Genomic DNA, 23475 nt, shown 5'->3' with positions numbered 1-23475 from the left:
CACGGGGGCGGGAGGGGGCGGAGGCGCGGCGTCACGCAGGGCCGCGGCGACGGCTTCGGGCAGGCGGCCCGGGCCGGTGATGGCCTCCACGCGCTTCGCCGCCTCCTCGGGCGACAGGGCGGGGGTGAGCTTGTCGCGCAGCGCGTGCAAGTCACGAAGCGCGGGGATGCGGGTGAGCACGTCGGCGACGCCGAAGTCGCGCAGCCGTTCGAACGACAGCTCCAGGGCGCAGGTGTCCTCGGCGCCGAGCCGGTCCGGGACGATGAAGCGCACGTGGCTGGCGGCCTTGGCGAGCTCGCTGGCGAAGGTGTCCGAGGTCACGTGGAAGCGACGACCCGAGGGCGTGGAGGAGAAGGCCCCGGCCACCAGCCACCGCACGCGCGCACCCTCTGCACTGCTTCCGCTCTGACTCATGCACCGCCCCATCCGTGAGTAAGGCGCCGCACGTTAGCGCGAGGCAGGTGTTCTTCGCGAAGGCCCGGCGGGGCCCGGGCTTATGCGAGGTCTTCGGACCCGGGGGCTGGTTGCGGGGCTTCCCTGTCATCGGGCCCGCGTCACGAGGCCGTGCCGCATCGGTCCTCGGGGCATGTGGGCTTCGCCACGACCTCCCGGGTGGGGCGCTCCCGTCGGCGACGGGCCCCGCCGAGAGGGCGCTCCCATACCGCTTGCGTCGCCTCCACCCAGGCCTCAGCCTTCACCTCCCATGTCCATCCGCAAGGACTACATCGAGCGCCTCGTCGAGCAGTTCGCCGCCGCCCTGGCCCGGCTCCTCAAGGCCCGTCAGGAGAAGCGTTTCGCGGACGCGGCCCAACTCATGCGCTCCACCGCGCTCGACACACTGGGCATGGAGTACGACGCGCTGCTGATGGTGGACGCCGCCTCCACCTCGCGGATGCTCGGAGACCCCTTGCGAGTGAAGGTGCTGGCCCGGCTCGTGGCCGAGGACGGCGAGCTGCACCAGGACCAGGGCGACACGCGGACCGCCACCGCGCGCTTCCACTACGCGCTCGCGCTGTATGCCGAATCACGCGCCCTGGGACGTCCCCACGACGACGAGGACACCGCCGTCCTCACCCGGTTGCGCGCCTGGCTCGGGCCCTCGGCGCGCGCTTGAAAGACAGCCCTCCCACCTGAGTCCACGCGCACCCTCGTTCAATTCATGACGCGTCGCGGCCTTCATGACGCCATGCATTGAAGTCCGGTGAAGCCTCGCGGGAGCCGGTCCTGTTTCCGACAGGAGAAGTGCTGGGGTGCCGGACACTCGGCCGCCGCGCTGACAGGCTTTCTGGGGGGTGGGTTGCCGATCTGTCTGCATTCCCGGATACGATGAGGTGCACGTCCTCACCTGAATTTTTTGGGGGTGCGCTTGTCGTTCGTAGAGCTTCCCGAGAGCGTCGTTCCGTGTCGAAACCTGGTGGGAGGCGAGTGGCAGCTGCCTCAAGGCTCGCCGCTGCTGGACGTACGCAGTCCGTACACCGGCACCGTCATTGGCCGAGTTCCACTCACCTCCGCCGCGGGTGTATCCCAGGTGGTGGAGGCCGCGCGGTCCGCCGCCGATTCGTGGGCCGCCACGCCGCTGCGCGAGCGCACCCAGCTGCTCTTCCGCTTCCGACACCTGCTGGAGCAGAACCTCGCGCGGCTGGCGAACCTGGCCGCGAGCGAGGCGGGCAAGACGGTGGCGGAGGCGCGCGCCGGGCTGCTCAAGGGCATCGAGGTGTGCGAGTTCGCGCTGTCGCTGCAGAACCTGGACAGCGGCGCGCACATGGAGGTCAGCCGGGGCGTCACGTGTGAGCTGCGCCGTGAGCCCTTGGGCGTCGTCGCGGGAATCACGCCCTTCAACTTCCCGGCGATGGTGCCCATGTGGATGTTCCCCATCGCGGTGACGCTGGGCAACGTCTTCATCCACAAGCCGTCGGAGAAGGTCCCCCTCACCGCGTGCGTGCTCGGCGAATTGATGCGCGAGGCGGGGTATCCCGCCGGGGTCTTCTCCATCGTGCACGGTGGCAAGGAGGCGGTGGACGCGCTGGTGGCGCACCCGGACGTGAAGGCGCTGGCCTTCGTCGGCTCGTCCGCGGTGGCGCGGCACCTCTATGCGGAGGGCAGCAAGCGCGGCAAGCGCGTGCTCGCGCTGGGTGGCGCGAAGAACCACCTCATCGTCGCGCCGGACGCGGACCCGGAGCTCACCGCGCAGGCCGTGGTGGACTCGTTCACCGGCTGCGCGGGGCAGCGCTGCATGGCCGGCAGCGTGGTGCTCGCGGTGGGCAACGTGGAGTCGCTGCTGGCGGATATCGTTCGCCGCGCGGGCGGCATCGAGATGGGCCCGGGCATGGGCGCCATCATCGACAAGGGCGCGGTGGAGCGGCTGGAGACGGCCATCGACCAGGCCTCGTCGGAGGGCGCGAAGCTGGTGCTCGACGGGCGCGGTCGTCGTCCCAAGGGCGACGCGTGGGCCCAGGGCAACTGGCTGGGGCCGTCCATCCTGGACCACGTGCGGCCGGACATGGAGGCCGCGCGGCGCGAGCTGTTCGGCCCGGTGCTGTCCATCATCCGCGTGCCCACGCTGTCCGCGGCGCTCGCGGTGGAGAACGCGTCGTCCTACGGCAACGCGGCGTCCATCTTCACCACCAGCGGCGTGGTGGCGCAGACGGTGGTGGAGGGCGTGCGCGCGGGCATGGTGGGCGTCAACGTGGGCGTCCCCGTCCCGCGTGAGCCGTTCTCCTTCGGCGGCACCGGCGAGTCGCGCTTCGGCCACGGGGATATCACCGGGCCGTCCGGCCTCGACTTCTGGACGCAGCTCAAGAAGGTCACCCGCAAGTGGTCGGCGCGCACCGACGGCTCCTGGATGAGCTGAGCCCGCGCGCCCCTCTCGTCCGCTTCGCTCGAGCTCCAAAACGCGCCCGCAAGGAGGGCGCTCCCATGGCAGACAAGAAGCCCGTCAATCACATCCGCCTCACCTCGCATCCAGATGGGGACGCCGTCTCCATCCGTTGGGGTGACCCGGACCCGACGCGCCGCGGCCCCGTGGTGGCCACGCTCACCGAGCCCGCGCATCGCAACGTCATCGGCACGCACGCCGGCTCCTACGCCGTCTATCGCGCGCTCGCCGTGGCCGCCGGCATGTTGCCGCAGGACCACCGCGCGGACCTGAAGGACACCTCGCCGGCCGCGCGGATTGGCCCGCACCCGTCCTGGAGCAACCCGGACCGGATTGTGTCGTTGGACCCGTGGGGCGCCGTCGCGCCGCAGGCGTTCAGCGCGCAGTCCGAGCAGGGCATCGACTTCCGTCCCACCATCGCCGTCACGCGCGCGCACATCAACCTGCCGGAGCTGCGCGACGCGGTGGTGGCTGGCCGCCTCAAGCCGGACGGGGACCTGCTCACCGCCAACGGCGACATCAAGGTGGTGAAGGCCGCGGTGGACCCGGTGTGGCACCTGCCGGGCATCGCCAAGCGCTTCGGCATGACGGAGAACGCGCTGCGCCGGGGCCTCTTCGAGCAGACCGGTGGCATGTTCCCGGAGCTGATTACGCGCCCGGACCTGCACGTCTTCCTGCCGCCCATCGGCGGGCTCACGCTGTACGCCTTCGGTGACATCAACTCGGTGTCCAACAAGGACATCCCCCTGGCCGTGCGCGTGCACGACGAGTGCAACGGCTCCGACGTGTTCGGCAGCGACATCTGCACCTGTCGTCCGTACCTGGCCCACGGCATCGAGGAGTGCGTGCGCACGGCCCAGGCGGGCGGCGCGGGCGTCATCGTCTACCTGCGCAAGGAGGGCCGCGCGCTGGGCGAGGTGACGAAGTTCCTCGTCTACAACGCGCGCAAGCGGCAGGAGGGCGGCGACTCCGCGGCCACCTACTTCCAGCGCACCGAGTGCGTGGCGGGCGTGCAGGACATGCGCTTCCAGGAGCTGATGCCGGACGTGCTGCACTGGCTGGGCATCACCCGCATCCACCGCTTCGTGTCGATGAGCGACATGAAGCACGACGCGATTGTCCGCTCGGGCATCGAAATCCTGGAGCGCGTGCCCATCCCCGAGGAGCTGGTCCCCGCCGACGCGAAGGTGGAGATGGAGGCGAAGAAGGCGGCGGGCTACTTCACGAAGGGGCCCGTGGCGGACGCCGCGGCGCTGACCCAGGTGAAGGGACGGGGCCTCGATGTCTGAGCGGCCGTTGGCGAGGGCGGACGTGTCCCCGGCGGTGGCGTGGTTGCGCACGCCGGCCGCCATCCGCGAGCGCTGCCATCAACTGCTGGACCTGGGACTGGCCGGCAAGCTGTCGCACTTCCGGGTGGAGCCCTCGCGGCTGCCGACGGTGGTGGACACGGTGCTGGAGGTGACGCGCGAGGCGTACCCCACGCTGGACATCCCGCTGCACAGCCGCTGGCGCCACTTCGACGCGGGCGGCGTCCAGCGCGTGGCGGAGCTGGAGGCGCGGCTCAAGGACGTCACGCCGCAGGAGCGCGCGCGGGCGAAGCTGGACCTCGCCGTGGTGAGCGTGCTGCTGGACGCGGGCAGCGGCCCCAAGTGGAGCTACCGCGAGCAGGGTGGCACGACGTGGGCGCGCTCGGAGGGGCTGGCCGTGGCCAGCTTCCGCATGTTCATGGACGGCGTGTTCTCCTCGGACCCGGACCGGCCGCTGCGCGCGGACGCGGAGGCGCTGGGCCGGCTGTCGCGCGAGTCGCTGGCGCGCGGGCTCCAGGTCTCCGACACGAATCCGCTGGATGGGCTGGAGGGACGGCTGCACCTGATGCACGGCCTGTCGCGCGTGCTGCCCCGACCCGGCGCGATACACGACATCGTCGCCGCGCAGGGCAGGAGCGTGCGCGGCTCGGAGCTGTTGGGCGTGGTGCTGGAGTCGCTGGGCCCCATCTGGCCGGGCCGCGTCATGGTGGACGCGGTGAACCTGGGCGACGTGTGGCCGCACTCCGCGCTGGGCCCGGTGGAGAGCGTGGACGCGCTGGTGCCCTTCCACAAGCTGTCGCAGTGGCTGACGTACTCGCTGGTGGAGCCGCTGGCGGAGGCGGGACTCCGGGTGGTGGAGCTGGATGGCCTCACCGGCCTGCCCGAATACCGCAACGGCGGCCTCTTCGTGGACCTGGGCGTGCTGGTGCCCAGGGACGCGCGGCTCACCCAGGAGGCGCTGCACCCGAGCGAGGAGCCCATCGTCGAGTGGCGCGCGCTGACGGTGGCGCTGCTGGACCGCGTGGCGGCGCTGGTGCGTGGCCGGCTGGGGATGAGCGCGGAGGAGCTGCCGCTGGCGAAGGTGCTGCAGGGCGGGACGTGGACTGCGGGGCGCAAGGTCGCCGCCGAGCGACGCCCCGGAGGCGTGCCGCCGATTCGCGTGGAGAGCGACGGAACGGTGTTCTGACAACCGCTGACCAAGAGGGAGGACGCAATGGAGTTCCCCAACTGCACCGTGGTGGACCATCCGCTGGTGAAGCACAAGCTGACGTTGATGCGCCGCGCGGAGACGAGCACCGCCTCCTTCCGGGCCCTGCTCCAGGAAATCTCCCTGCTGCTGGCCTACGAGGCGCTGCGGGACTTGAAGGTCCGTGACGAGGAAATCCAGACGCCCATGGCGCCCATGACGGCGCCGGTGCTGGAGGGCAAGAAGCTGGTGCTGGTGGCCATCATGCGCGCGGGCCAGGGCATCCTGGACGGGATGCTCCAACTGGTGCCCTCCGCGCGCGTGGGCCACATCGGCCTGTATCGGGACCCGGAGACGCTGACGCCCGTGGAGTACTACTACCGGGTGCCGGGGCAGCTCGCGGACCGCGACGTGGTGGTGTGTGACCCGATGCTCGCCACGGGCAACTCCGCGGTGGCGGCGCTCCAGCGGGTGAAGAAGAGCAAGCCCGGCTCGCTGCGCTTCGTCTGTCTATTGGCGTGTCCGGAGGGTCTGGCCAACCTGAGGGAGCACCACCCGGACGTGCATGTCTATACCGGCGCGGTGGACGAGCGCCTCAACGAGCACGGCTACATCCTGCCTGGACTGGGTGACGCGGGGGACCGCCTCTTCGGCACCAAGTAGCCGCCCCGGGTAGTTGCCTCCGGCAACGATGACTTGGCGTTGATTCCCATCGAGCGGCAGGATGCGCGCCTCTGGGGGGCCAGGACTTCGAGACGGAGGTAGACAGGATGCGAGCGAGGACTTTCAGGCCCCGCGTTGGGGCCGCGTGGTTTGGATGGATGCTGCTGGCGGGTGTGGGTGGCTCGCTGGCGGCACACGCCAGGAGCGAGCAGTGTGAGTGCATCACCGAGCGCCAGAGCGTGGTGTCGGAGATGCCGTGCCTCGTCATCTCCTCGCGTGCGACCTGTGGCGCGAGCACCGTCCGCAATGCCTGTGACGAGCCCGTGACGCTGAAGGGCTGGCCGCTCGTCCAGTGCGAAGGCGGGCGGTGTGACGAGGAGCTCCTGCCGGAGGAGGAGGCCTCCTTCTACTTCTCCGACGGGCGCGGGTTGTCCCTGCCCATGAAGGCGCAGCCGGAGGAGCGCTTCGAGGAGGAGACCTTCATCGTCTCCGTCGATGGCGAGGAGCGCGAGCTCGTCGTCTCCGCGAGCGTGTCGTGTGTGACGGGCAAGGAGCCCCCGAGCGGCTGTGCCTCCTCTCCGGGAGGGATTGCGCTCGCGGGCGTGCTGGCGCTCCTGGGAGGCTGGCGCCGCGCCAGACACCGCTGACTGTTGGCGGGCCAACACTGGCTTCGACGTGCGGGCTTGAATAGACAAGAGCCGGAAATCCAGGAATAGTCTGCCGCCCACTTCGCCGGGGGAGTGAGGGCTCATGCCGAGCTCTCTCCCGCCTCGGGGATGGGGGCTTCAATGAAACGCATGGGAAGCGGCTCCGCGTGGGTGGTGCTTTCGTGTCTGCTGTTGGGCGCGTGTGGCGTCGAGCAGGTCACGGAGGAAGACGTCACGGGAACGGTGACGTCTTCGCTGGAGGACCCGAACTACGCGAACGCGGTGGGTGAGGGCACGACGGCGCTGGTGCTCAATCCGCAGGCGGCGGTGGGCGCGCCGGACGGCGTCTTCGCGACGCTCCCGAGCGAGGCCGGCGAAGGGTTGATGCTGGACCTGGGTGAAGGGCAGGAGTCCAGCGGCATCCTGGAGGTCTACACCCAGGGCCCCGTGGGCTCGTCCGCCCAGGCGACGGTGCAATTCCTGACGGCGGACGGGGGCTACTTCTCGAGCGGCGTGCTGTACCTGCGGAGCCGGTGGGAGGGGGTGGACATGCAGTATGTCTGGTATTCGCAGACCATTCCCTATCGCTACGTCGTCATCCGGAGCGTGGCCGGAAAGCCCTTCAACGTGGACGCCGTGGTGGCACGCCGCCGGGCCATCTGCGGTGACGGCGTGATTTACGGCACCGGGGAGCTGTGTGACGACGGCAACCAGCTCTCCGGGGATGGCTGCAACAGCATCTGCCGGGTGGAGACGGGCTACACCTGCTCGGGAGAACCGAGTGTTTGTGTGGACCGCGACGAGTGCGCGCTGGGGACTCACGCGTGCCCCGCGAACACGGTGTGTGTGAATACGCCGGGCAGCTACGTCTGCCAATAGGCCCAGGACTGGCGCGGGGCCGGATTGACGGCCCCGCGTCGTGAGCAGCAGTAGGTCGTCAGCCGTGGTGCGATTCATTCCATGAGGGGGATGGCCCATTCCGGGTTTCATCCCATCCCTCTGGGGAGACATTTAATGAGAAGCCGTACAGGTTCGCTGTTGTCGTGGGGCTTGGGTGCGACGTTGGCGTTGTTGCTGGGCTCTTGCGGTGTGGAGTCCCTCGACGATGGGGGAAGTGACGGTGCGTTGACGTACACGAGCGAGGAGTCCTCGCTGACGTGGGACCCGTACGCGGACGCGGTGGCGTCCGGCACCACGGGGACGGTGCTCAACGCGAGCGCGGCGGTGGGGGCGCCGGATGGGCAGGCGGCGACGCTGCTGAGCCTGCTCAACACGGCGCTGGTGCTGGATTTGGGGGCGGGTGAGGAGGGCACCGGCGACCTGCGCGTCTACTACCAGGGCCTGTCGCTGGCGCTGGTGGCGCAGGTGGACTTCCTGAAGGCGGATGGGACGCTCATCGGCTCCAGCCCGCTGCACCTGGTGGAGCTGGGCCTGGGGACGCATGTGGCGGTGGCGACGTACCCGGGCCACGAGCCCTACCGATACGTCCGTCTGCGCGGCGCGGTGCTCGCGCTCTACCTGGTGGACGCAGTGGAGACGTCCATCCGGCCCATCTGTGGTGACGGCGTGCCAGGCGGCGTGGAGGTCTGTGACGACGGCAATCAGCTCTCCGGGGATGGCTGCAACAGCGTCTGCCAGGTGGAGACGGGCTACACGTGTGCGGGAGCGCCGAGCGTCTGCACGGATATCGACGAGTGCGCCCTGGGCACGGGCACGTGCGCTCCGGGAGAGGTGTGCGTCAATACGCCCGGAGGCTTCGAGTGCGAGGAGGAGGAGCCCACGTGTAATTCGCCGCGCCTCGTCTGCGGTGAGTCCTGTGTCGACCCGAACACCGACAACAACCACTGTGGCGGCTGCGGCAATGTCTGCGCCCAGGGGAAGTCCTGTGTCTCGGGAGTGTGCGTGGGTACGGGCAACCTCCAGTTCACCGCGACCTGGAGCCGGGGTGGAGACGCGGACCTCTACGTGAGGACGCCCTCTGGCAAGGTCATCTCCTTCGAGAACACGGGGCCCGACGAGGGGACGGACTTCGGTGCGCTGGACGTGGATGACCTGGAAGGGGATGGACCCGAGAACATCTTCTGGGCACCGGACCAGACGCCGCCGAGTGGCACCTATGACTTCTGCCTGTCAGTCATCGAATTCAATCACCCACCATCGCCAGGGAATCCCCTGAACTACGACATCAAGGTGCGTGTCCCCGGTCAGCCGGACCGTGTTTTCCCTGGCGCGTACACTTCGGTCGAGTCGTCGTCGAACTGCGCTCCTGGCGAGCCCACCTACGTCGGCTCCGTGACCTACCCTTGATGCACGAGAAATGACAGACACCGGCCCGCACCGGACTTCTCCGTGCGGGCCGGTGGTTGATCGACGGGGTAGCGCTCGTCTCGTAGGGCTATCGAGCTGCTGGGGGTTGAATCCCGCATGGGCGTGGCTCCGAAAGACTCGTATGGAGCGAGCCTGGCGCTGTCCGCCGCGAGGCACCCCCTGACCGCTCACGCGGGCGTGGGGAGGGCCGCCGCGCACCTGCTCCGGGGCGGGCGCTGGCGAGAAGTGGTGCTTGCGGACTTGCTGGCGCTGCTCGGAGGCTTGAGCCATGCCCGCACCGCTGGCGCATGCATCATGAAACACACGGGACTGGGTAGCTGTCCATTGTCCCTTCGCACATGTCTGCTGCTGGCCGGAGGACGTTGCCAGCCAGTGTGTCATGTGTGTGAGCTGTGGAGTGCGAGCGGTCATGCGATTCATTCCGTGAGGCAGCGTGGCTCATTCCGGGTCTCGCCCTATGCCTCGGGGGATGTATCCCATGAGTATGCGTACAAGTGCGCTGTTGTCGTGGGGACTGAGTGCGACGTTGGCGTTGTTGCTGGGTTCTTGCGGAGTGGAATCTCTCGATGAAACGGAGCGTCCCGGAGGTGATGGGGAGTTGACGCAAACGAGCCAGGAGTTGGCGTGGGACCCGTATGCGGACGCGGTGGCGTCTGGCACCACGGGGACGGTGCTCAACGCGAGCGCGGCGCTGGGAGCGCCGGACGGGCAGGCGGCGACGCTGCTGAGCCTGCTCAACACGGCGCTGGTGCTGGATTTGGGAGCGGGTGAGGAGGGAACGGGTGACTTGCGAGTGTATTACCAGGGCCTGTCGCTGGCGCTGGTGGCGCAGGTGGACTTCCTGAGGGCGAATGGGACGCTCATCGGCTCCAGCCCTGTGCATCTGGTGGAGCTGGGACTGGGGACGCACGTCGCGGTGGCGACGTACCCGGGGAACGAGCCCTATCGCTACGTGCGTCTGCGGGGCGCGCTGCTCGCGCTCTACCTAGTGGACGCGGTGGAGACGTCCATCCGGCCCTTCTGTGGTGACGGGGTACTGGGAGGCGTGGAGGCCTGTGACGACGGCAACCAGCTCTCCGGAGATGGCTGTAGCAGCGTCTGTCAGGTGGAGACGGGCTACACCTGCGCGGGCCAGCCGAGTGTCTGTACGGACATCGACGAGTGCGCCCTGGGCACGGACACGTGCGATTGGGGAGAGGTGTGCGTCAACACGCCCGGAGGCTTCGAGTGCGAGGAGCCCGCGTGCGAGCCGCCGCTCCTGGTCTGCGGCGAAACCTGCGTCGACCCGCGCACGGACAACAACAACTGCGGCGCCTGCGGCAACGTCTGCGCCCAGGGGACTGCCTGTTCCGCAGGCGTGTGCCTGGGTACGGGCAATCTCCAGTTCACCGCGACCTGGAGCCGGAGCGGAGACGCGGACATCTACGTGAGGACACCCACGGGCAAGCTCATCTACTTCCTCAACAAGGGCCCCAGTGAGGCGACGGACTTCGGCCAACTGGACGTGGATTCGAGAGGGACGGGACCCGAGAACATCTTCTGGGCCGCGGACCGGACGCCGCCGAGCGGCACCTACAACATCTGTTTCGAGGCGTTCGCCTTCGGCCCGGCTCCCTTGAGTTTCACCATCGTGGTGCGGCGCCCGGGCCAGCCGGATGTCAATTTCTCCGGAACGTACACTGCTCGCGCGGTTGTCCAGCAGTGCATTCCAGGCGAGTCTGGCTACGCCGGCTCCATTACCTATCCTTGAGACGCGAGAAATGACAGACACCGGCCCGCGAGGGGATATCGCCCCACGCGGGCCGGTGGTGGATGGACAGGGCAGCGCTCGTCTCGTGGGGCCATTGAGCTGCTGGATGCGTGCGCTGGCGAGAATTGCGCCTGCGGGCTTGCTGGTGCTGCTTGGAGGCTTGAGCCATGCCCGCACCGCTGGCGCATGCATCATGAAACACACGGGACTGGGTAGCTGTCCATTGTCCCTTCGCACATGTCTGCTGCTGGCCGGAGGACGTTGCCAGCCAGTGTGTCACGTGTATGAGCTGTGGGGCGCGAGCGGTCATGCGATTCATTCCGTGAGGCAGCGTGGCTCATTCCGGGTCTCGCCCTATGCCTCGGGGGATGCATCCCATGAGTATGCGTACAAGTGCGCTGTTGTCGTGGGGACTGAGTGCGACGTTGGCGTTGTTGCTGGGTTCTTGCGGAGTGGAATCTCTCGATGAAACGGAGCGTCCCGGAGGTGATGGGGAGTTGACGCAAACGAGCCAGGAGTTGGCGTGGGACCCGTATGCGGACGCGGTGGCGTCTGGCACCACGGGGACGGTGCTCAACGCGAGCGCGGCGCTGGGAGCGCCGGATGGGCAGGCGGCGACGCTGCTGAGCCTGCTCAACACGGCGCTGGTGCTGGATTTGGGAGCGGGTGAGGAGGGAACGGGTGACTTGCGAGTGTATTACCAGGGCCTGTCGCTGGCGCTGGTGGCGCAGGTGGACTTCCTGAGGGCGAATGGGACGCTCATCGACTCCAGCCCGGTGCACCTGGTGGAGCTGGGCGTGGGGACGCATGTGGCGGTGGCGACGTACCCGGGGGACGAGCCCTACCGCTACGTGCGCCTGAGGGGCGCGCTGCTCGCGCTCTACCTGGTGGACGCGGTGGAGACGTCCATCCGGCCCTTCTGTGGTGACGGTGTGCTTGGCGGCGTGGAGGTCTGCGACGACGGCAACCAGCTCTCTGGAGACGGCTGTAGCAGCGTCTGTCAGGTGGAGCCGGGCTACACGTGCGCGGGACAGCCGAGCGTCTGCACGGACATCGACGAGTGTGCCCTGGGCACGGACACGTGCGCGCCGGGAGAGGTGTGCGTCAACACGCCCGGGGGCTTTGAGTGCGAAGAGCCCGTTTGCGAGCCGCCGCGCATCGTCTGCGGCGAAGCCTGCGTGGACCCGAGCACCGACAACAACAACTGCGGCGCCTGCGGCAACGTCTGCGGCGCGGGGAAGGCCTGTACCGCGGGCGTATGCGTGAGCACGGGCAATCTCCAGTTCACCGCGACCTGGAGCCGGAACGGAGATGCGGACATCGCCGTGAGGACGCCCACGGGCAAGGTCATCTTCTATGGCAACAGGGGCCCCAACGCGGCGACGGACTTTGGCCAACTGAACGCGGATTCTGGCCTGAGGGGACCCGAAAACATCTTCTGGGCCCTGGACCGGACGCCGCCGAGCGGCACCTACGACGTCTGCCTTCTGTCGGAGTTCGTCGCCCCCCGACCCTCGCCCGCGGCCCCCCTGGGCTACGCCATCAAGGTGCGGCGCCCGGGCCAGCCGGATATCGACTTCACTGGCACGCTCACGGTGCCCTCGTCGCAGGAGAATTGTGCGCCTGGACTCGCCGGCTACGCCGGCTCCATTCCCTATCCTTGAGACACGGGAAATGACAGACACCGGCCCGCGAGGGGATGTCGCCCCGCGCGGGCTGGTGGAGAGTCCAACGGGAACCCTGTCTCGGAGTGCTGGGTGAGGGCCGACGCATGGCTTATCCAGGCCCCGGGGCGCTAAGGACACCCACGTACTTCATGTCATGCTTTGGGCGGGAAGGGTGTCGCCTGGCTTGCTCCGCGCGGAAATTCCCCATCTGGGCTGTCTGATGGAACACGGGTAAAGCAGGTAAAATAGGGGGCGGCACTCACGGAAAAACCTTTCATGCGTTCCATACGCAAGGCGGGTGCTCGTGGTGGATGGTTTCACCGGAGCGCTTCGTCCCTTCAGCTGGATGGAATGGAGCAGAACATGAAAGTCAGTCGCGGTATGTCTATGACGCGCGGGTTGCGCGCGGCCCTGGCGTTCGTCGTTGTCGGTGCGTTCGGTGCGTGTGGCGCCAACCCCGATGAAGAAGTGCTCTTCGATGCTGAGAGTTCGAGCGAGGTGTCCGCGTTCGCGGGCGACCCGTATGCCGATGCGGTGGTGCAGGACGGGCTGCTCGGTGTGAACAACCCCCAGAACGCGGTGGGCGCGCCGAATGGGACCACGGCCAGCTTCCTGGGGCTGCTGGGGGCCTCGCTCACGCTGGACATGGGCGCGGGCGAAGAGGGGACCGGGCCGCTGCGCATCTATTACCGGGGGCTGAACCTGGCGGTCATCGCGCAGGTGGAGTTCCTGGGGACGAACATGCAGGTCATCTCCACGGGACAGGCGCAGTTGCTGGACCTGGGGCTGGGGACGCACTCGACGGTGGTGTCCTTCAACAACCCCACGCCCTACCGCTACGTGAGGCTGCGCGCCGGGTTGCTCGCCATCTTCCAGGTGGACGCGGTGGAGGCGACGAGCATCGTGAACACGGTCGTCTGTGGCGACGGCATGGTGGGCACGGGCGAGGGATGTGACGACGGCAACCGCGGGGCGGGGGACGGCTGTAGCGCCAACTGCGCGGTGGAGCCGGGTTACACCTGTCAGGGCCAGCCCAGCGTCTGCCACGACGTGAACGAGTGCACCAACGGCACGGCGCAGTGTTCGCCGAATGCCTACTGCACGAACACGCCGGGCAGCTACACCTGCACGTGCAAGCCGGGCTACTCGGGGGATGGCTGGACGTGCAATGACATCAATGAGTGCACCAACGGGACGGCCCACTGCCAGCCGGGCGAGCAGTGTGTGAATACGCCGGGGAGCTACTATTGCCAGCCGGGGACCTGCGCGCCGCCGCGTGTCCAGTGCGGCTCGCAGTGCGTGGACGTGTGGTCGGACGAGCACAACTGCGGCTCTTGCGGCAACGTCTGCGCGGCGGGGAAGACCTGCAACGCGGGGGTGTGCACGGGCGGTGGTGGGGGCATCGCGCTGCAGGTCACCGCGACGTGGGGCCGTGACGGGGATGCGGACCTGGTGGTCCGGACGCCGACGGGGAAGCTCATCTACTACGACAACCGCGGGCCTGGGCCGAGCACGGATGGGGGCGAGCTGGACCAGGACGCGTCGAGTGGGCGGGGGCCGGAGAACGTCGTCTGGAACCCGGGCTTCACGCCGCCGAACGGCACGTATGACATCTGCCTCAAGGCGGCGGGCTTCTCGCCGACCGCGTCGTCGGAGAACCCCGTGCCCTACTCGGTGACGGTGAAGCGCGCGGGGCAGTCGGACCAGGTCTTCACGGGCGCTGCCACCAGCGCCGACGTGGGGTCCGCGTGCTACCCGTGCCACCCGTCGTACGTCGGGTCCATCACGTACCCGTCCGGTGTCAGCGGCGGCGGCGAGCCGAACTGCCCGCTGTGAGCTGACGGTGGTTTCACGGTGGGCGCGAAGGGCAGTGCTTCGCGCCCACCGTGGTCAGTCGTACTCGAAACCCGCGGAGTCGAACGCTCGCTCGATGGATTTGAGCGGGCTCCCTTTCTCCCCAGAACTTCAGCGTCTACGGGCTGAACATGCCGGTGAGCACGCTGGCGCGGCCTCGAGGCAGCGAGCGCTTGTACGGGCTCGTCGCGAGGTCCGAGCCGGGCTGGTGCCAGCTCTGGATCTCCGCGAAGTACGTCTGGCCTGCCTGCAGCACGTCCGGGGGCAGGTACACGCTCTGGAGATCCGTGTGCAGCACCGCCACGCGCGTCGCGGTGGTGGAGCCGTTGCTCGTGCCCAGCCGGTAGATGTTCACCACGTAGTTCGTGGCCGTGCCGACCAGCGGCTTCGACCAGCGCAGCGAGGCGTCAGTCCCCACGCCCGTGAGGTTCTGGAACGCGCCGCGCGTATTCACCAGGGGTGCCTGCACCGGCCCGACAAGGGGCTGCACGGGCGCGGCGGTGAACGCGCTCGCCTCCTGGTCCATGCGGATGTCCACGCTCATGGTGTAGGGCGTCGCGGTCCCCAGCGCGTAGCTCTTCGTGAAGCCCGCGGCGGCGAGCGCCACCTTCTGCCACGTCGCCGGGAGCGGGTTGTTGTAGGTCATGCTCCCCGTGACGATGTCGGTCCGCTGCGAGTCAGGATTGAGCTTCACGAGCACGGGCGACCCGCTGATGGACCCGAGCGCCGAGCTCAGCGCGGCCGGCCGGGCGGACATCCAGATCTCGCTGTACGTGCTGACCGCGCCCGGGTTCACCTGGGTGCGCATGGCTTCGAAGGCCGAGCGTCTCCAGTCCACCGCGAAGGTGCCTGTCGCGACGGGCTGGGTGAAGGTTCCGCTGACGGTGACGGGCTGGCCCTCCACCTGCGTCACGCTCGCGTCGAGCACCTTGTGCATCGCGCGGTAGGGCACCCCATTCGCGCTCGCCTGCAACCGCATCTGCGCCAGCGAGAACACATCCCCCTGGCCGCTGTCGAGCAGCACCGGGTTGATCATGTTGGCGTAATCGAAGCTCAGCCCGGAGAGCGACGTGGCGCCCGACAGGGGGAACCCCGTGGCGTTGCCGTTGATGTGGCCGAACGCCCCCGGGTTCAACGAATACATGTCCAGGAAGTCCGCCGGCTGCCAGGGAGACAGGCCGGTGGCGGACACCATCACGGGAGTGGGCAGCGAGACGAAGGTGCCATCGCGGCCCCACTCCGTGGAGCCCAGGTCGAACGCGCGGCCGGTGCTCACCAGGTAGCGCGAGCCCAGCTTCAGGTAGATGCGGCCGGAAGGGACGTTCGGCACGGAGATGGTGCCGTCCGCGGAGCCCGTGCCCGGATAGGCCGTGAACGCCCCGGTCGTCGAGTCCCGCATGTATGCCACCACCGACGTGGCGGACTGGTTGTATGGCTTCGTCTCGTTGCCCGACATGGTGACGAAGGTGACCGGGCTGGTGCCGGTGACATGGGTGACCAGGGCATGGGTGACCTGGGAGGTCTCGTCCGTCGACACGGAGGAGTCCACCGCCTCGGCATCGTCGAGACCCGCGCAGCCGACCCCTGTCATTCCGACCAGAAGCCCGAGGGAAATCAATGACATATTCATTGTGAAGGCAATCCTTCTGGCGACGCCCTGAATGGCGCCGCGCGGGGAGATTCATACCGGGTCGGTCTGACATTTCCGGGAACGCTCCAAGTCCAATTTTCCCTCGGGGCTGTGAAGGCAAACACGCTTGTCGGCAGGTGGGCTCGGCAACGGACTCCGTGATGACTGGCGCCATCCTCACGTCCGTAGGGGTTCGTCACCTCGAGCGGGAGCAGTCGTCATGAAGTCCACCATCCTCTTCAAGTCCGTGTCTGGGTTGTTCGTGGTGTTGTCCCTGTTCGCCACGATGGAGGCGCAAGCGCAGACCGTCCTCCTCGCGTGTCTGGGTTCGGAAGTCACCGAATTCGAGCCGGGTCTGACCAACGATGCCAGGCAGACCCATGTCTCCGCCCTCGGCACCGACGGGTGCGCGGGGTTGCCGCTGAGTCTGCCCTCCGCCATCGTCACCACGGAGGGGGATGGCATCCTCGGCTGTGGGTTCGGCCAGGGAACTTCCACGATTCACATCCCGTGGAGTGATGACACCGTGAGCGTCGTGTCGGGCACCACTGCGGTGAACGTGAAGCCGGCGGGTGAGGTTGTCATCGTCGTCACCGGGATGGTGGTGGGCGGTCGGTTCCTGGGCGCGAGGGTGGTGCGCACGCTGACGTTGCTGCAGACGGACCTGCTGGCGTGCTCGACGCCGGAGGGCGTCACGGACGTCGCGGGAGTCGCGACGTTGGTCGTGACGAACCTGTTGTGACTCCCGTTGTTCCCGAGGTTTGAGCCGCGCGTTCAGGACCCGTTTGAGGATGTTGCTGTGTGCGTGGCGGCATGGAGGTCAAGCTCGCGCCTGTGAAGGCGCGTAGGCCGCCGCGTCGTTCCACGGCGGCAACTCCGGCGCGCGGTCTAGACTTCCTCGAATTCCGCGCCTGTGACCTTCGCGCGCTCCAAAGCCACCTTGATGTCCTCCGAGACGATGAAGGCCACGGGCCAGCCCCAAGTGCGGAAGACCTTGGTGTCGCCCACCTTCGTGCGGTCAATACGCATACCGTACACGCTTCGGTATTGGCCGAGCTTGTCAGGTCGCTCGTCCTCTGGCTTCCAGACCAGTATCTCTTCCGATGCCTTGTCGTCGATGCACCGAACGAGCTTCGTGGCTACGAGCATGACGTACTGGTCTGGAAAGCCTTGGACCTCGACAGGGATGAGTTGAACGTCGTCGGGTGCCAGCTCCGCGAAGAGGGTTGCCACCCTGACGTGGACGACGGGAGTCCTGCCAGCACCCGCCATGCTGAAATCGCGCGGACGCCCTCTCTCCCGAACCGGAACCGTCATGCTGCCATGTGCGTGGACAGGCCGTCCCGACGTGAACTCCGTCATGTCTTCCAGTTCCTGGCCCTGTCCATCCAACGGCGTTCCCAGGAACCAGCTCCCGGCCTGCACGTCTTCACTGAGCCTGAAGTATCGAGTCGGCATGGTGGACTTCCCAACGACCTCATCTGCCCTGCGTCAGAAGCCGGTGGAGTATTGTTCCCGGGGTCTGGGCTTCTTTGGCGAGAAGGCGGAGCTCTCTCGTCAGGGCATTTCGGCAATCTACCACCTTGCGGCAACTCCCCAGGGCGCCCTCCAATCGGTCCATCACGAATTTGTGATACCGCTCTGGATGCGGCCCCTTGTGGCCGACGACTTCAACGATGTTTTCAGGGTCCTTCAGCTCCATCCCCGCTCTCGTGAAGAGCTCCCGGAACCGCGGCGTCCAGGGACCGCCTCTCGCGGTGGAGACATCGTTCTTGTTCGTGGCGATGTGGTGGCGCTCTGCTCCGCTGCTACGCATCCCCCGGCTCGCCATGGCCAGGGCGTTGGGTGCGAGCGCGATGGTGAAGCCCTCGGCGGCCACCGCGACAGACTGCACACTCCCCGCCGCGGCGAACTGGAAGCCTGCCTGGGACTCCACGGCAAGCGCCGCCTGAGCGGAGCCCGGAAGTCTCGCCGCCTTCGCGGCCAGCCCCGCCGTGCTTCCAATGGCGGCCGTGGCCAGCATCACGAAGACGCGCGCCGCATTCTCCCCGAGGACTTCGCCATACGCCTCACCTGACGCATGGAGCCGCGCGAAAGTCGTGGCCTGGTCCACTTCTCGCACCAGGGTCAACCACCCATCCAGCAGGCGCCACACCGTGTCTATCCCCAGGTAGGCGATGGCGAAAGCAGTCAAGGTCGCCGCTACGCCCTTGGAAACGGGCTCGGGCAACGACCACAAGAGCAGGTACATCGTCACTGAGGCGGTGAGAGTGGCAAGGACGGCACCAGGGTCCGCCATGCCCTCCAAGGCCTCGGCGGTCTCCTCCCATACGGAGTCCATCGCGATGGCCAAGGCCCACGTGTATTTACCGTCGCTGGCCAGCAGGGGGCCTTCCTCCAGCAGCCGCAAGCAGTCGCCGGGTCGGTTCTTCCGAGCGCACCACTGGCCATAGGCGCGCGTCAGCTCGTCGTCCGCATAGGACTCCAGCAGGTGGGGGCCGCTCGCGTCTTCTCGACGCTGGGGAGTGAGCCGAGGAGGGCGGCTCTCGTAGCGATACACCCCACTTCGGGACGGCACGCCAAAGAGTTCTCGTGCCTCCTGCATGGGGCTCCGAAATGGGCGCACGTCCCGAGCCAGTTCGGTGAGGGCCTCCACGTATTCATCATCTTCAAGCTCGGCCGCTCCCACTTCCGCGCCTGGCTCCTCGTGAGGCGTGACGACGTAGGAGTGATTTCCGGTGTCCAACGTCACGATTCGACTCGTCGTGCAGCCGGCGATGGCTGTCAGCACGAGCAGCGGCAGAGCCCAGCGAAGCAACATGGAGTGTTCCCCCAGTCAGTGGCCCGCCATGGAGGGGGCACCCCTCTGGGATAGCGAAAGCCACTGACATTCCCCCAGGTAGGGGCCGTGCCCGTGTTGCTCCAGACGGACCTGATGGCATGCTCGATGCCGACCGGTGTCACCGACGTCGCGGGGGTGGTGACGTTGGTGGTGACGAGCCTGCTCTGACGGACAGGTGGCGCAACGGGGCCTCGCCTCGGTGGGGGGGCCTGCCGTATCCTCCGGACCGGTCGAAAAACGGCGGACCGGTTCGGTGAGCCCCGGTCACTCCCATGGTGGGAGCGCTTGTTCCTCCTTCACGGATGAGAACCCCCGGCCTTGTGGGCATCGCCATGCCCCGAGGGTCTCACCATGAAGCTGAACCACATCGACCTGCAGGTCCCCGACGTCCAGTGCACCGCGACGTTCTTCGAGCACTTCTTCGACTTCGAGCACACCAGCAACCGCGCCTCCCCGGCCATCGCCATCCTCACGGACCGCGAGGGCCTGGTGCTCGTGCTCCAGCGCCTCAAGTCGCCCACGGAGAAGTACCCGGAGGGCTTCCACATCGGCTTCCTCGTCGACGACGAGTCCACCGTGCTCGGGTTCCAGGAGCGGGCTCGCGCCGAGGGGCTCGAGGTCAGTGACGTCATCCGCAACAACCGGGGCACGATGGTCTACTGCAAGGCGCCCGGTGAGCTGCTCGTCGAGGTGAACGCCAGCCCACGCGCACGCTGACCGGAGGATGGCGCCGTGCGCGAAGGCACGGCGCTTCCCCTGGGTGGGGCGCGCTGCATGCGACGAGCGCGAGACGCGGTGCGTGGCGGTGTCGAGACGTCACCGTGCCGGAGTGGCGTCCACGGGGCGGGGCCTGTAGCACCCGGGTCAACGGCCAGGGATTCCGCGTCCGTGGAGAGGGTGGACTAAGGTGGCGGGCGTGCCTTCGCCCGCGCTGTTGCTCATCCCGCTGTTGTTTGCCGCCGCGCCCGCCACTCATGTCGAGCTCGTGTTCGGCGGGGATGTGATTCCGCACGGCGAAGTGAAGACGGTGGCGAAGCTGCACGCGCGCACCGGGCCGGTGCCACCGACGGGCGGCGTGGCGCCGTCGCTCAACAATGAAGGCTGGGACCATGTCTTCGGTCCCATCGCGGACGTGCTGCGCACCGCGGACGTGGGCGTCATCAACCTGGAGACGCCCGTCACGGACAACAAGAAGGCGGTGACGCGGGAGCTGCTCTTCAACGCGCCGTCGGCCATGGCTCGAGCACTCGCCGCCTCGGGCGTGAAGCTCGTCTCCACCGGCAACAACCACGCCAGGGACCAGCTCCCCACGGGGCTGGTGGAGACGCTGCGGCACCTGGATGCGACAGGGCTGCGCCACACGGGCACGGGCGCGACGAAGGCCGCGGCCTGGGAACCTGTCTTCATGGACGTGCGCGGGATGAAGGTGGGCTTCCTGTCCTTCACGCGCCTGCTCAATGGCTTCAGCAATCCCAAGGACGCGCAGGCTCCGCACGTGGCCTTCGTGCCGTATCCCATTCATCGCCTGCACCGGGGGCTCACCACCGACGAAGCGGTGGAGCAGGTCCGCGCCGTGGCCGCGCGCTGTGACGCGCTCGTGGTCCTGGTGCACTGGGGAACCGAGTACGCCGACACCCCGAACCCCCAGGACCGCGAGCTGGGCCGCGCGCTGCTGGACGCCGGGGCGCTGGCCGTCATCGGTCACCATCCGCACGTGCTCCAGCCGCTGGAGGGCTACACGACGGCGGACGGGCGGCGAGGGCTCATCGCCTTCTCCCTGGGCAACCTGGTGGCGAACCAGGACCGCTTCTACCGCCACGCGCCGGGGAAGAAGGGCGAGGCGGGGGACAAGCGGGACTCCATGCTGCTGCGAGTCTCACTGGCGCGCTCCGCGCCCGGAGCGCCCGTGGTGCTGGGAGACGTGGCGGTGCTGCCGGTGTGGATTGAGAACAACGCGGTGGGGCGCAAGGCCCGGGAGCGCCGCAACATCCAGCCGGTGCTCATCGACCGGGAGCTGGAGGCGGTGAGGGAGCGACTCGCGGCGCTGGCGGCCCGGCCCGCGCCGCTGGACAAGGCGACGCTCGCGGAGAAGGCACTTCTGGAGAAGCGTCTCGTCGGCTCCCAGCACCGGCGGGAGCGAATCCTCCGCATGCTGCCCGAGGGCTTCGCCGTGGCCTCCTCCGAGCTGCGCCAGCGCACGGCCTTCGTACCGCCCGCTCCTGGGACTCGGAGCCTGGCGACCCAGACGCCGCCGTAGCCGCCGGACTTCGCGACGCGGTGCAGCACCGTTGCGTCAGTCACGGCATGGCGACGTCCGGCTTGAACTTGGGGTGTGGGCTGGCGCTAAGTGGGGGTTTCCACTTGCAGGGAGTCCCCCATGTCCCTTTCGCGTCGTCTTCGATGGTGTTCCACCTGGGTACTGGCCATGGCGTTGTCGTGCGTGCCGGTGGAGGAGGAGGGACAAGCGCCCGCCGAGCCCGTGGGCACCCAGCAGCAGGAGCTGGGCGTGCCGGGCTTCGCGGAGCTGCATCACCACATGTTCGCGGAGGAGGCGTTTGGCGGGGGCTGGTTCCACGGCACCGTCACGGACGCGCTCACGCGGTGTGACGGCGGGTGGCCGGAGAGCGACCACGCTCGGGTGCGGATGGACCTGAGCCATCTGCTCAACCTGTGTCCGAACTCGAGCAACATCGACCTGCGCGGGGTGCCGGTGCTGTCGCAGCTGTTCGGCGTCGCGGGCGCGGTGGGTTCGGAGTTCCTGGGGAAGATTGAAGGCACTCAGGGCGACACGGGCCTGCATGACGGGCGGCGCAACCCGAACACGGAGTGGCCGCGCTGGGACACGATTGCGCACCAGCAGTCGTGGGAGGGGTGGCTGCGGCAGGCGCACCAGGGCGGCATGTCGCTGGTGGTGGTGTCGGCGGTGAGCAACGGCTTCTTGTGTGAGGCGCTGCCGCCGCAGAACCGCACGCGGCCGTGTGACGAGATGATGGATGTGGAGGTGCAGTTGCAGAAGGCGCGCGAGTTCGCGGCGACTCGCGACTGGGTGGACCTGGCGCTGACTCCGGCGGACGCGCGGCGCATCATCTCCGAGGGGAAGCTGGCGATGGTGCTCTCCATCGAGACGAGCAAGCTCTTTGGAGCGAAGGACTGGCGCGCGGAGCTGGAGCGCTTCCACGGGCTGGGCGTGCGCACGTTGCAGCCGGTGCACCAGTTGGACAACCGGTTTGGTGGCGCGGCGCCGCACAACGCCATCTTCCAGGCGGCGCAGTTCCTCGAGAACTGTCACATCGACACGGACTGTGGGCTGACGGTGGGCGGGATGACGCTGGGCTTCGACGTGGACGGTAGCTGCCGCAACGTGAAGGGCCTGACGGCGGAGGGGCAGTCGCTGATGCAGGCGATGATGGACAAGGGGATGCTCATCGACCTGGCGCACCTGTCGGAGAAGAGCGTGCGGGATGCGTACTCGGTGGCGGAGCGCAACAAGTACTACCCGCTCTATGTAAGCCACGGGCACTTCCGCGAGGTGATGAACGGGAAGCTGGCGGAGAACGAGAAGACGACGCCGGCGTGGGTGGTGCAGATGTTGCGGCGCACGGGCGGCATGTTCGGTCTGCGCACGGCGCATGACGAGACGCGGACGTATACGAAGTCCGGCGTGGCGAACAACTGCCAGGGGTCCACGCGTTCATTCGCGCAGGCGTACGAGTTCGGTCGTCAGGGCCTCAAGGTTCCGATGGCGTTTGGCGCGGACTTCAACGGGTTCATCCAGCAGACGCGGCCGCGGTTTGGAGATGACGGGGCGTGTTCGGCGGGGTTCCAGGCGGAGGCGGACGCGCAGGCGCGGCAACAGACCTTGCAGGGGCCGGGGCGGTTGGGGACGGCGTTCGACGAGCAGGGCCTGGCGCACGTGGGCCTGTTGCCGGACATGGTGAAGGATTTGCGCAACCTGGGGGTGAACACGGCGGGGCTGACGGGCTCGGCGGAGACGTTCATCCGGATGTGGGAGCGCACGGCGGTGACGCGCACGGGGATGGCGGACGCGGCGCTGGATATCGACACGACGGGTGTGGCGGCGTGGGTGAAGCCGGAGGACCGGGAGGCGGCGTACCCGACGGTGTGTGGGAAGGCCTATTCGCCGGACAGCAAGGAGATGAACCAGGAGTGCCGGTTCGACGACGAGTGCTTGAGCGAGCAGTGCACGTCGGTGTTGTGCAGCACGTTCGATGGACGGTGCGTGTGCAACGGGGACGAGGACTGCGGCGGGGTGGGGTACTGCCAGAAGGACACGCCGGGGAATCCGGCGGACAACGACTGCGTGCCGAAGAAGACGGACTGGACGTCGTGCAGTCGGGATGGGCAGTGCCAGTCGGGGTCGTGTGGTGGGTGCGCGGACGCGGTGGGGTGGTGCTTCACGCCGAGGTCGAAGGCGTACGGGCAGACGTGCAAGTCGGATAACGAGTGCACGACGGACCGGTGCAGCGCGGACTGCTATCTGAATCCGACGGGGAGTTGCCTGTGTGACAGCGACTCGCACTGTGGTGCGAGCCAGTACTGTGGCTGGGGGTTGAACTCCGGCAAGTGCCAGAACAAGAAGGGCCGAGGGGCGGCGTGCGGCTCCGGGCGCGAGTGCCAGTCGGGGACGTGTCGCTGGTCCTTCACGTGTAAGTAGGCGTCAGCCTTGGGGATGCCGGGGGCGGAGGAGCCCCTGGCATCCCGGGTG

19 protein-coding genes are annotated in these 23475 nt (G+C 68.0%); 15 read left to right on the top strand and 4 right to left on the bottom strand.

Features of this window, described 5'->3' with window-relative positions; all coding sequences use genetic code 11:
• Window positions 1-414: type VI secretion system contractile sheath small subunit (locus tag FJV41_RS33710; protein ID WP_141646704.1), on the bottom strand; the 414-nt coding region annotated here is incomplete at its 3' end.
• A gap of 289 nt (window positions 415-703) precedes the next feature.
• Between FJV41_RS33710 and FJV41_RS33705 the strand changes: the two genes are divergently transcribed.
• The 11 genes from FJV41_RS33705 to FJV41_RS33655 all read left to right on the top strand — a co-directional run bounded on the left by FJV41_RS33705 (window position 704) and on the right by FJV41_RS33655 (window position 14259).
• On the top strand, window positions 704-1114 hold the full coding sequence (locus tag FJV41_RS33705) for a hypothetical protein (protein WP_141646703.1): 411 nt from the start codon (window positions 704-706) through the stop codon (window positions 1112-1114).
• A gap of 252 nt (window positions 1115-1366) precedes the next feature.
• Window positions 1367-2851, top strand: a complete 1485-nt coding sequence (locus FJV41_RS33700) for a CoA-acylating methylmalonate-semialdehyde dehydrogenase (protein WP_141646702.1) — start codon at window positions 1367-1369, stop codon at window positions 2849-2851.
• 65 nt (window positions 2852-2916) lie between these two features.
• Window positions 2917-4164 (top strand): GTP cyclohydrolase II, encoded by a 1248-nt coding sequence (locus FJV41_RS33695; RefSeq protein ID WP_141646701.1) that lies wholly within the window; start codon window positions 2917-2919, stop codon window positions 4162-4164.
• The gene (locus FJV41_RS33690) at window positions 4157-5368 is read left to right on the top strand and encodes a URC4/urg3 family protein (RefSeq protein WP_141646700.1); all 1212 of its coding nucleotides are present in this window, start codon (window positions 4157-4159) and stop codon (window positions 5366-5368) included. Before FJV41_RS33695 ends, FJV41_RS33690 begins: the two co-directional genes overlap by 8 nt.
• 27 nt (window positions 5369-5395) lie before the next feature.
• Window positions 5396-6031 (top strand): uracil phosphoribosyltransferase, encoded by a 636-nt coding sequence (gene upp / locus FJV41_RS33685; protein ID WP_141646699.1) that lies wholly within the window; start codon window positions 5396-5398, stop codon window positions 6029-6031.
• Window positions 6032-6138: 107 nt separating this feature from the next.
• Window positions 6139-6678 carry an MXAN_0125 family MYXO-CTERM protein gene (locus FJV41_RS33680; RefSeq protein WP_305794743.1) on the top strand — a complete coding sequence of 180 codons (540 nt, stop codon included), beginning with the start codon at window positions 6139-6141 and terminating at the stop codon, window positions 6676-6678.
• 141 nt (window positions 6679-6819) lie between these two features.
• On the top strand, window positions 6820-7557 hold the full coding sequence (locus tag FJV41_RS33675; RefSeq protein ID WP_246137584.1) for a DUF4215 domain-containing protein: 738 nt from the start codon (window positions 6820-6822) through the stop codon (window positions 7555-7557).
• A gap of 135 nt (window positions 7558-7692) precedes the next feature.
• Entirely contained in the window at window positions 7693-8985 is a 1293-nt protein-coding gene (locus tag FJV41_RS54045) for a DUF4215 domain-containing protein (RefSeq protein ID WP_281291527.1), read from the top strand.
• Between the two features lie 499 nt (window positions 8986-9484).
• Window positions 9485-10756 (top strand): DUF4215 domain-containing protein, encoded by a 1272-nt coding sequence (locus FJV41_RS54700; protein ID WP_281291526.1) that lies wholly within the window; start codon window positions 9485-9487, stop codon window positions 10754-10756.
• Window positions 10757-11133: 377 nt separating this feature from the next.
• Window positions 11134-12420 carry a DUF4215 domain-containing protein gene (locus tag FJV41_RS33660; protein ID WP_141646696.1) on the top strand — a complete coding sequence of 429 codons (1287 nt, stop codon included), beginning with the start codon at window positions 11134-11136 and terminating at the stop codon, window positions 12418-12420.
• Window positions 12421-12804: 384 nt separating this feature from the next.
• Window positions 12805-14259, top strand: coding sequence for an EGF domain-containing protein (locus FJV41_RS33655; protein ID WP_246137583.1), 1455 nt, complete (start codon window positions 12805-12807; stop codon window positions 14257-14259).
• A 136-nt stretch (window positions 14260-14395) separates the two neighbouring features.
• On the opposite strand, the gene FJV41_RS33650 is transcribed toward FJV41_RS33655, so the two are convergent.
• Complete coding sequence (locus FJV41_RS33650; RefSeq protein WP_141646694.1) at window positions 14396-15907, bottom strand: ABC transporter substrate-binding protein; 1512 nt, start codon at window positions 15905-15907, stop codon at window positions 14396-14398.
• A 220-nt stretch (window positions 15908-16127) separates the two neighbouring features.
• Here FJV41_RS33650 and FJV41_RS33645 point away from each other — a divergent pair, with 220 nt between their 5' ends.
• A complete protein-coding gene (locus FJV41_RS33645) occupies window positions 16128-16649 on the top strand; it encodes a hypothetical protein (RefSeq protein ID WP_141646693.1) in 522 nt (173 codons plus the stop codon).
• A gap of 146 nt (window positions 16650-16795) precedes the next feature.
• Here the strand turns inward: FJV41_RS33645 and FJV41_RS33640 are convergent, their stop codons facing one another.
• Together FJV41_RS33640 and FJV41_RS33635 are read right to left on the bottom strand one after the other, a co-directional pair.
• Complete coding sequence (locus FJV41_RS33640; RefSeq protein ID WP_141646692.1) at window positions 16796-17365, bottom strand: imm11 family protein; 570 nt, start codon at window positions 17363-17365, stop codon at window positions 16796-16798.
• 19 nt (window positions 17366-17384) lie between these two features.
• Window positions 17385-18728: an AHH domain-containing protein gene (locus FJV41_RS33635; protein WP_141646691.1), complete on the bottom strand. Its 1344-nt coding sequence runs from the start codon at window positions 18726-18728 to the stop codon at window positions 17385-17387.
• Between the two features lie 372 nt (window positions 18729-19100).
• Here FJV41_RS33635 and FJV41_RS33630 point away from each other — a divergent pair, with 372 nt between their 5' ends.
• The 3 genes from FJV41_RS33630 (at window position 19101) to FJV41_RS33620 (ending at window position 23424) form a co-directional block, all read left to right on the top strand.
• Window positions 19101-19466, top strand: a complete 366-nt coding sequence (locus tag FJV41_RS33630) for a VOC family protein (protein ID WP_141646690.1) — start codon at window positions 19101-19103, stop codon at window positions 19464-19466.
• Window positions 19467-19665: 199 nt separating this feature from the next.
• Window positions 19666-21006 (top strand): CapA family protein, encoded by a 1341-nt coding sequence (locus FJV41_RS33625; RefSeq protein WP_141646689.1) that lies wholly within the window; start codon window positions 19666-19668, stop codon window positions 21004-21006.
• Window positions 21007-21126: 120 nt separating this feature from the next.
• Window positions 21127-23424: a membrane dipeptidase gene (locus tag FJV41_RS33620; RefSeq protein WP_141646688.1), complete on the top strand. Its 2298-nt coding sequence runs from the start codon at window positions 21127-21129 to the stop codon at window positions 23422-23424.
• Window positions 23425-23475 lie beyond the last annotated feature (51 nt).

The organism is Myxococcus llanfairpwllgwyngyllgogerychwyrndrobwllllantysiliogogogochensis (genome assembly GCF_006636215.1).
In the GTDB taxonomy this organism is placed as follows: Bacteria; Myxococcota; Myxococcia; order Myxococcales; family Myxococcaceae; genus Myxococcus; species Myxococcus llanfairpwllgwyngyllgogerychwyrndrobwllllantysiliogogogochensis.
Note: the sequence above shows the minus strand (reverse complement) of the source record. Positions and strands in the feature narration are given on the sequence as shown.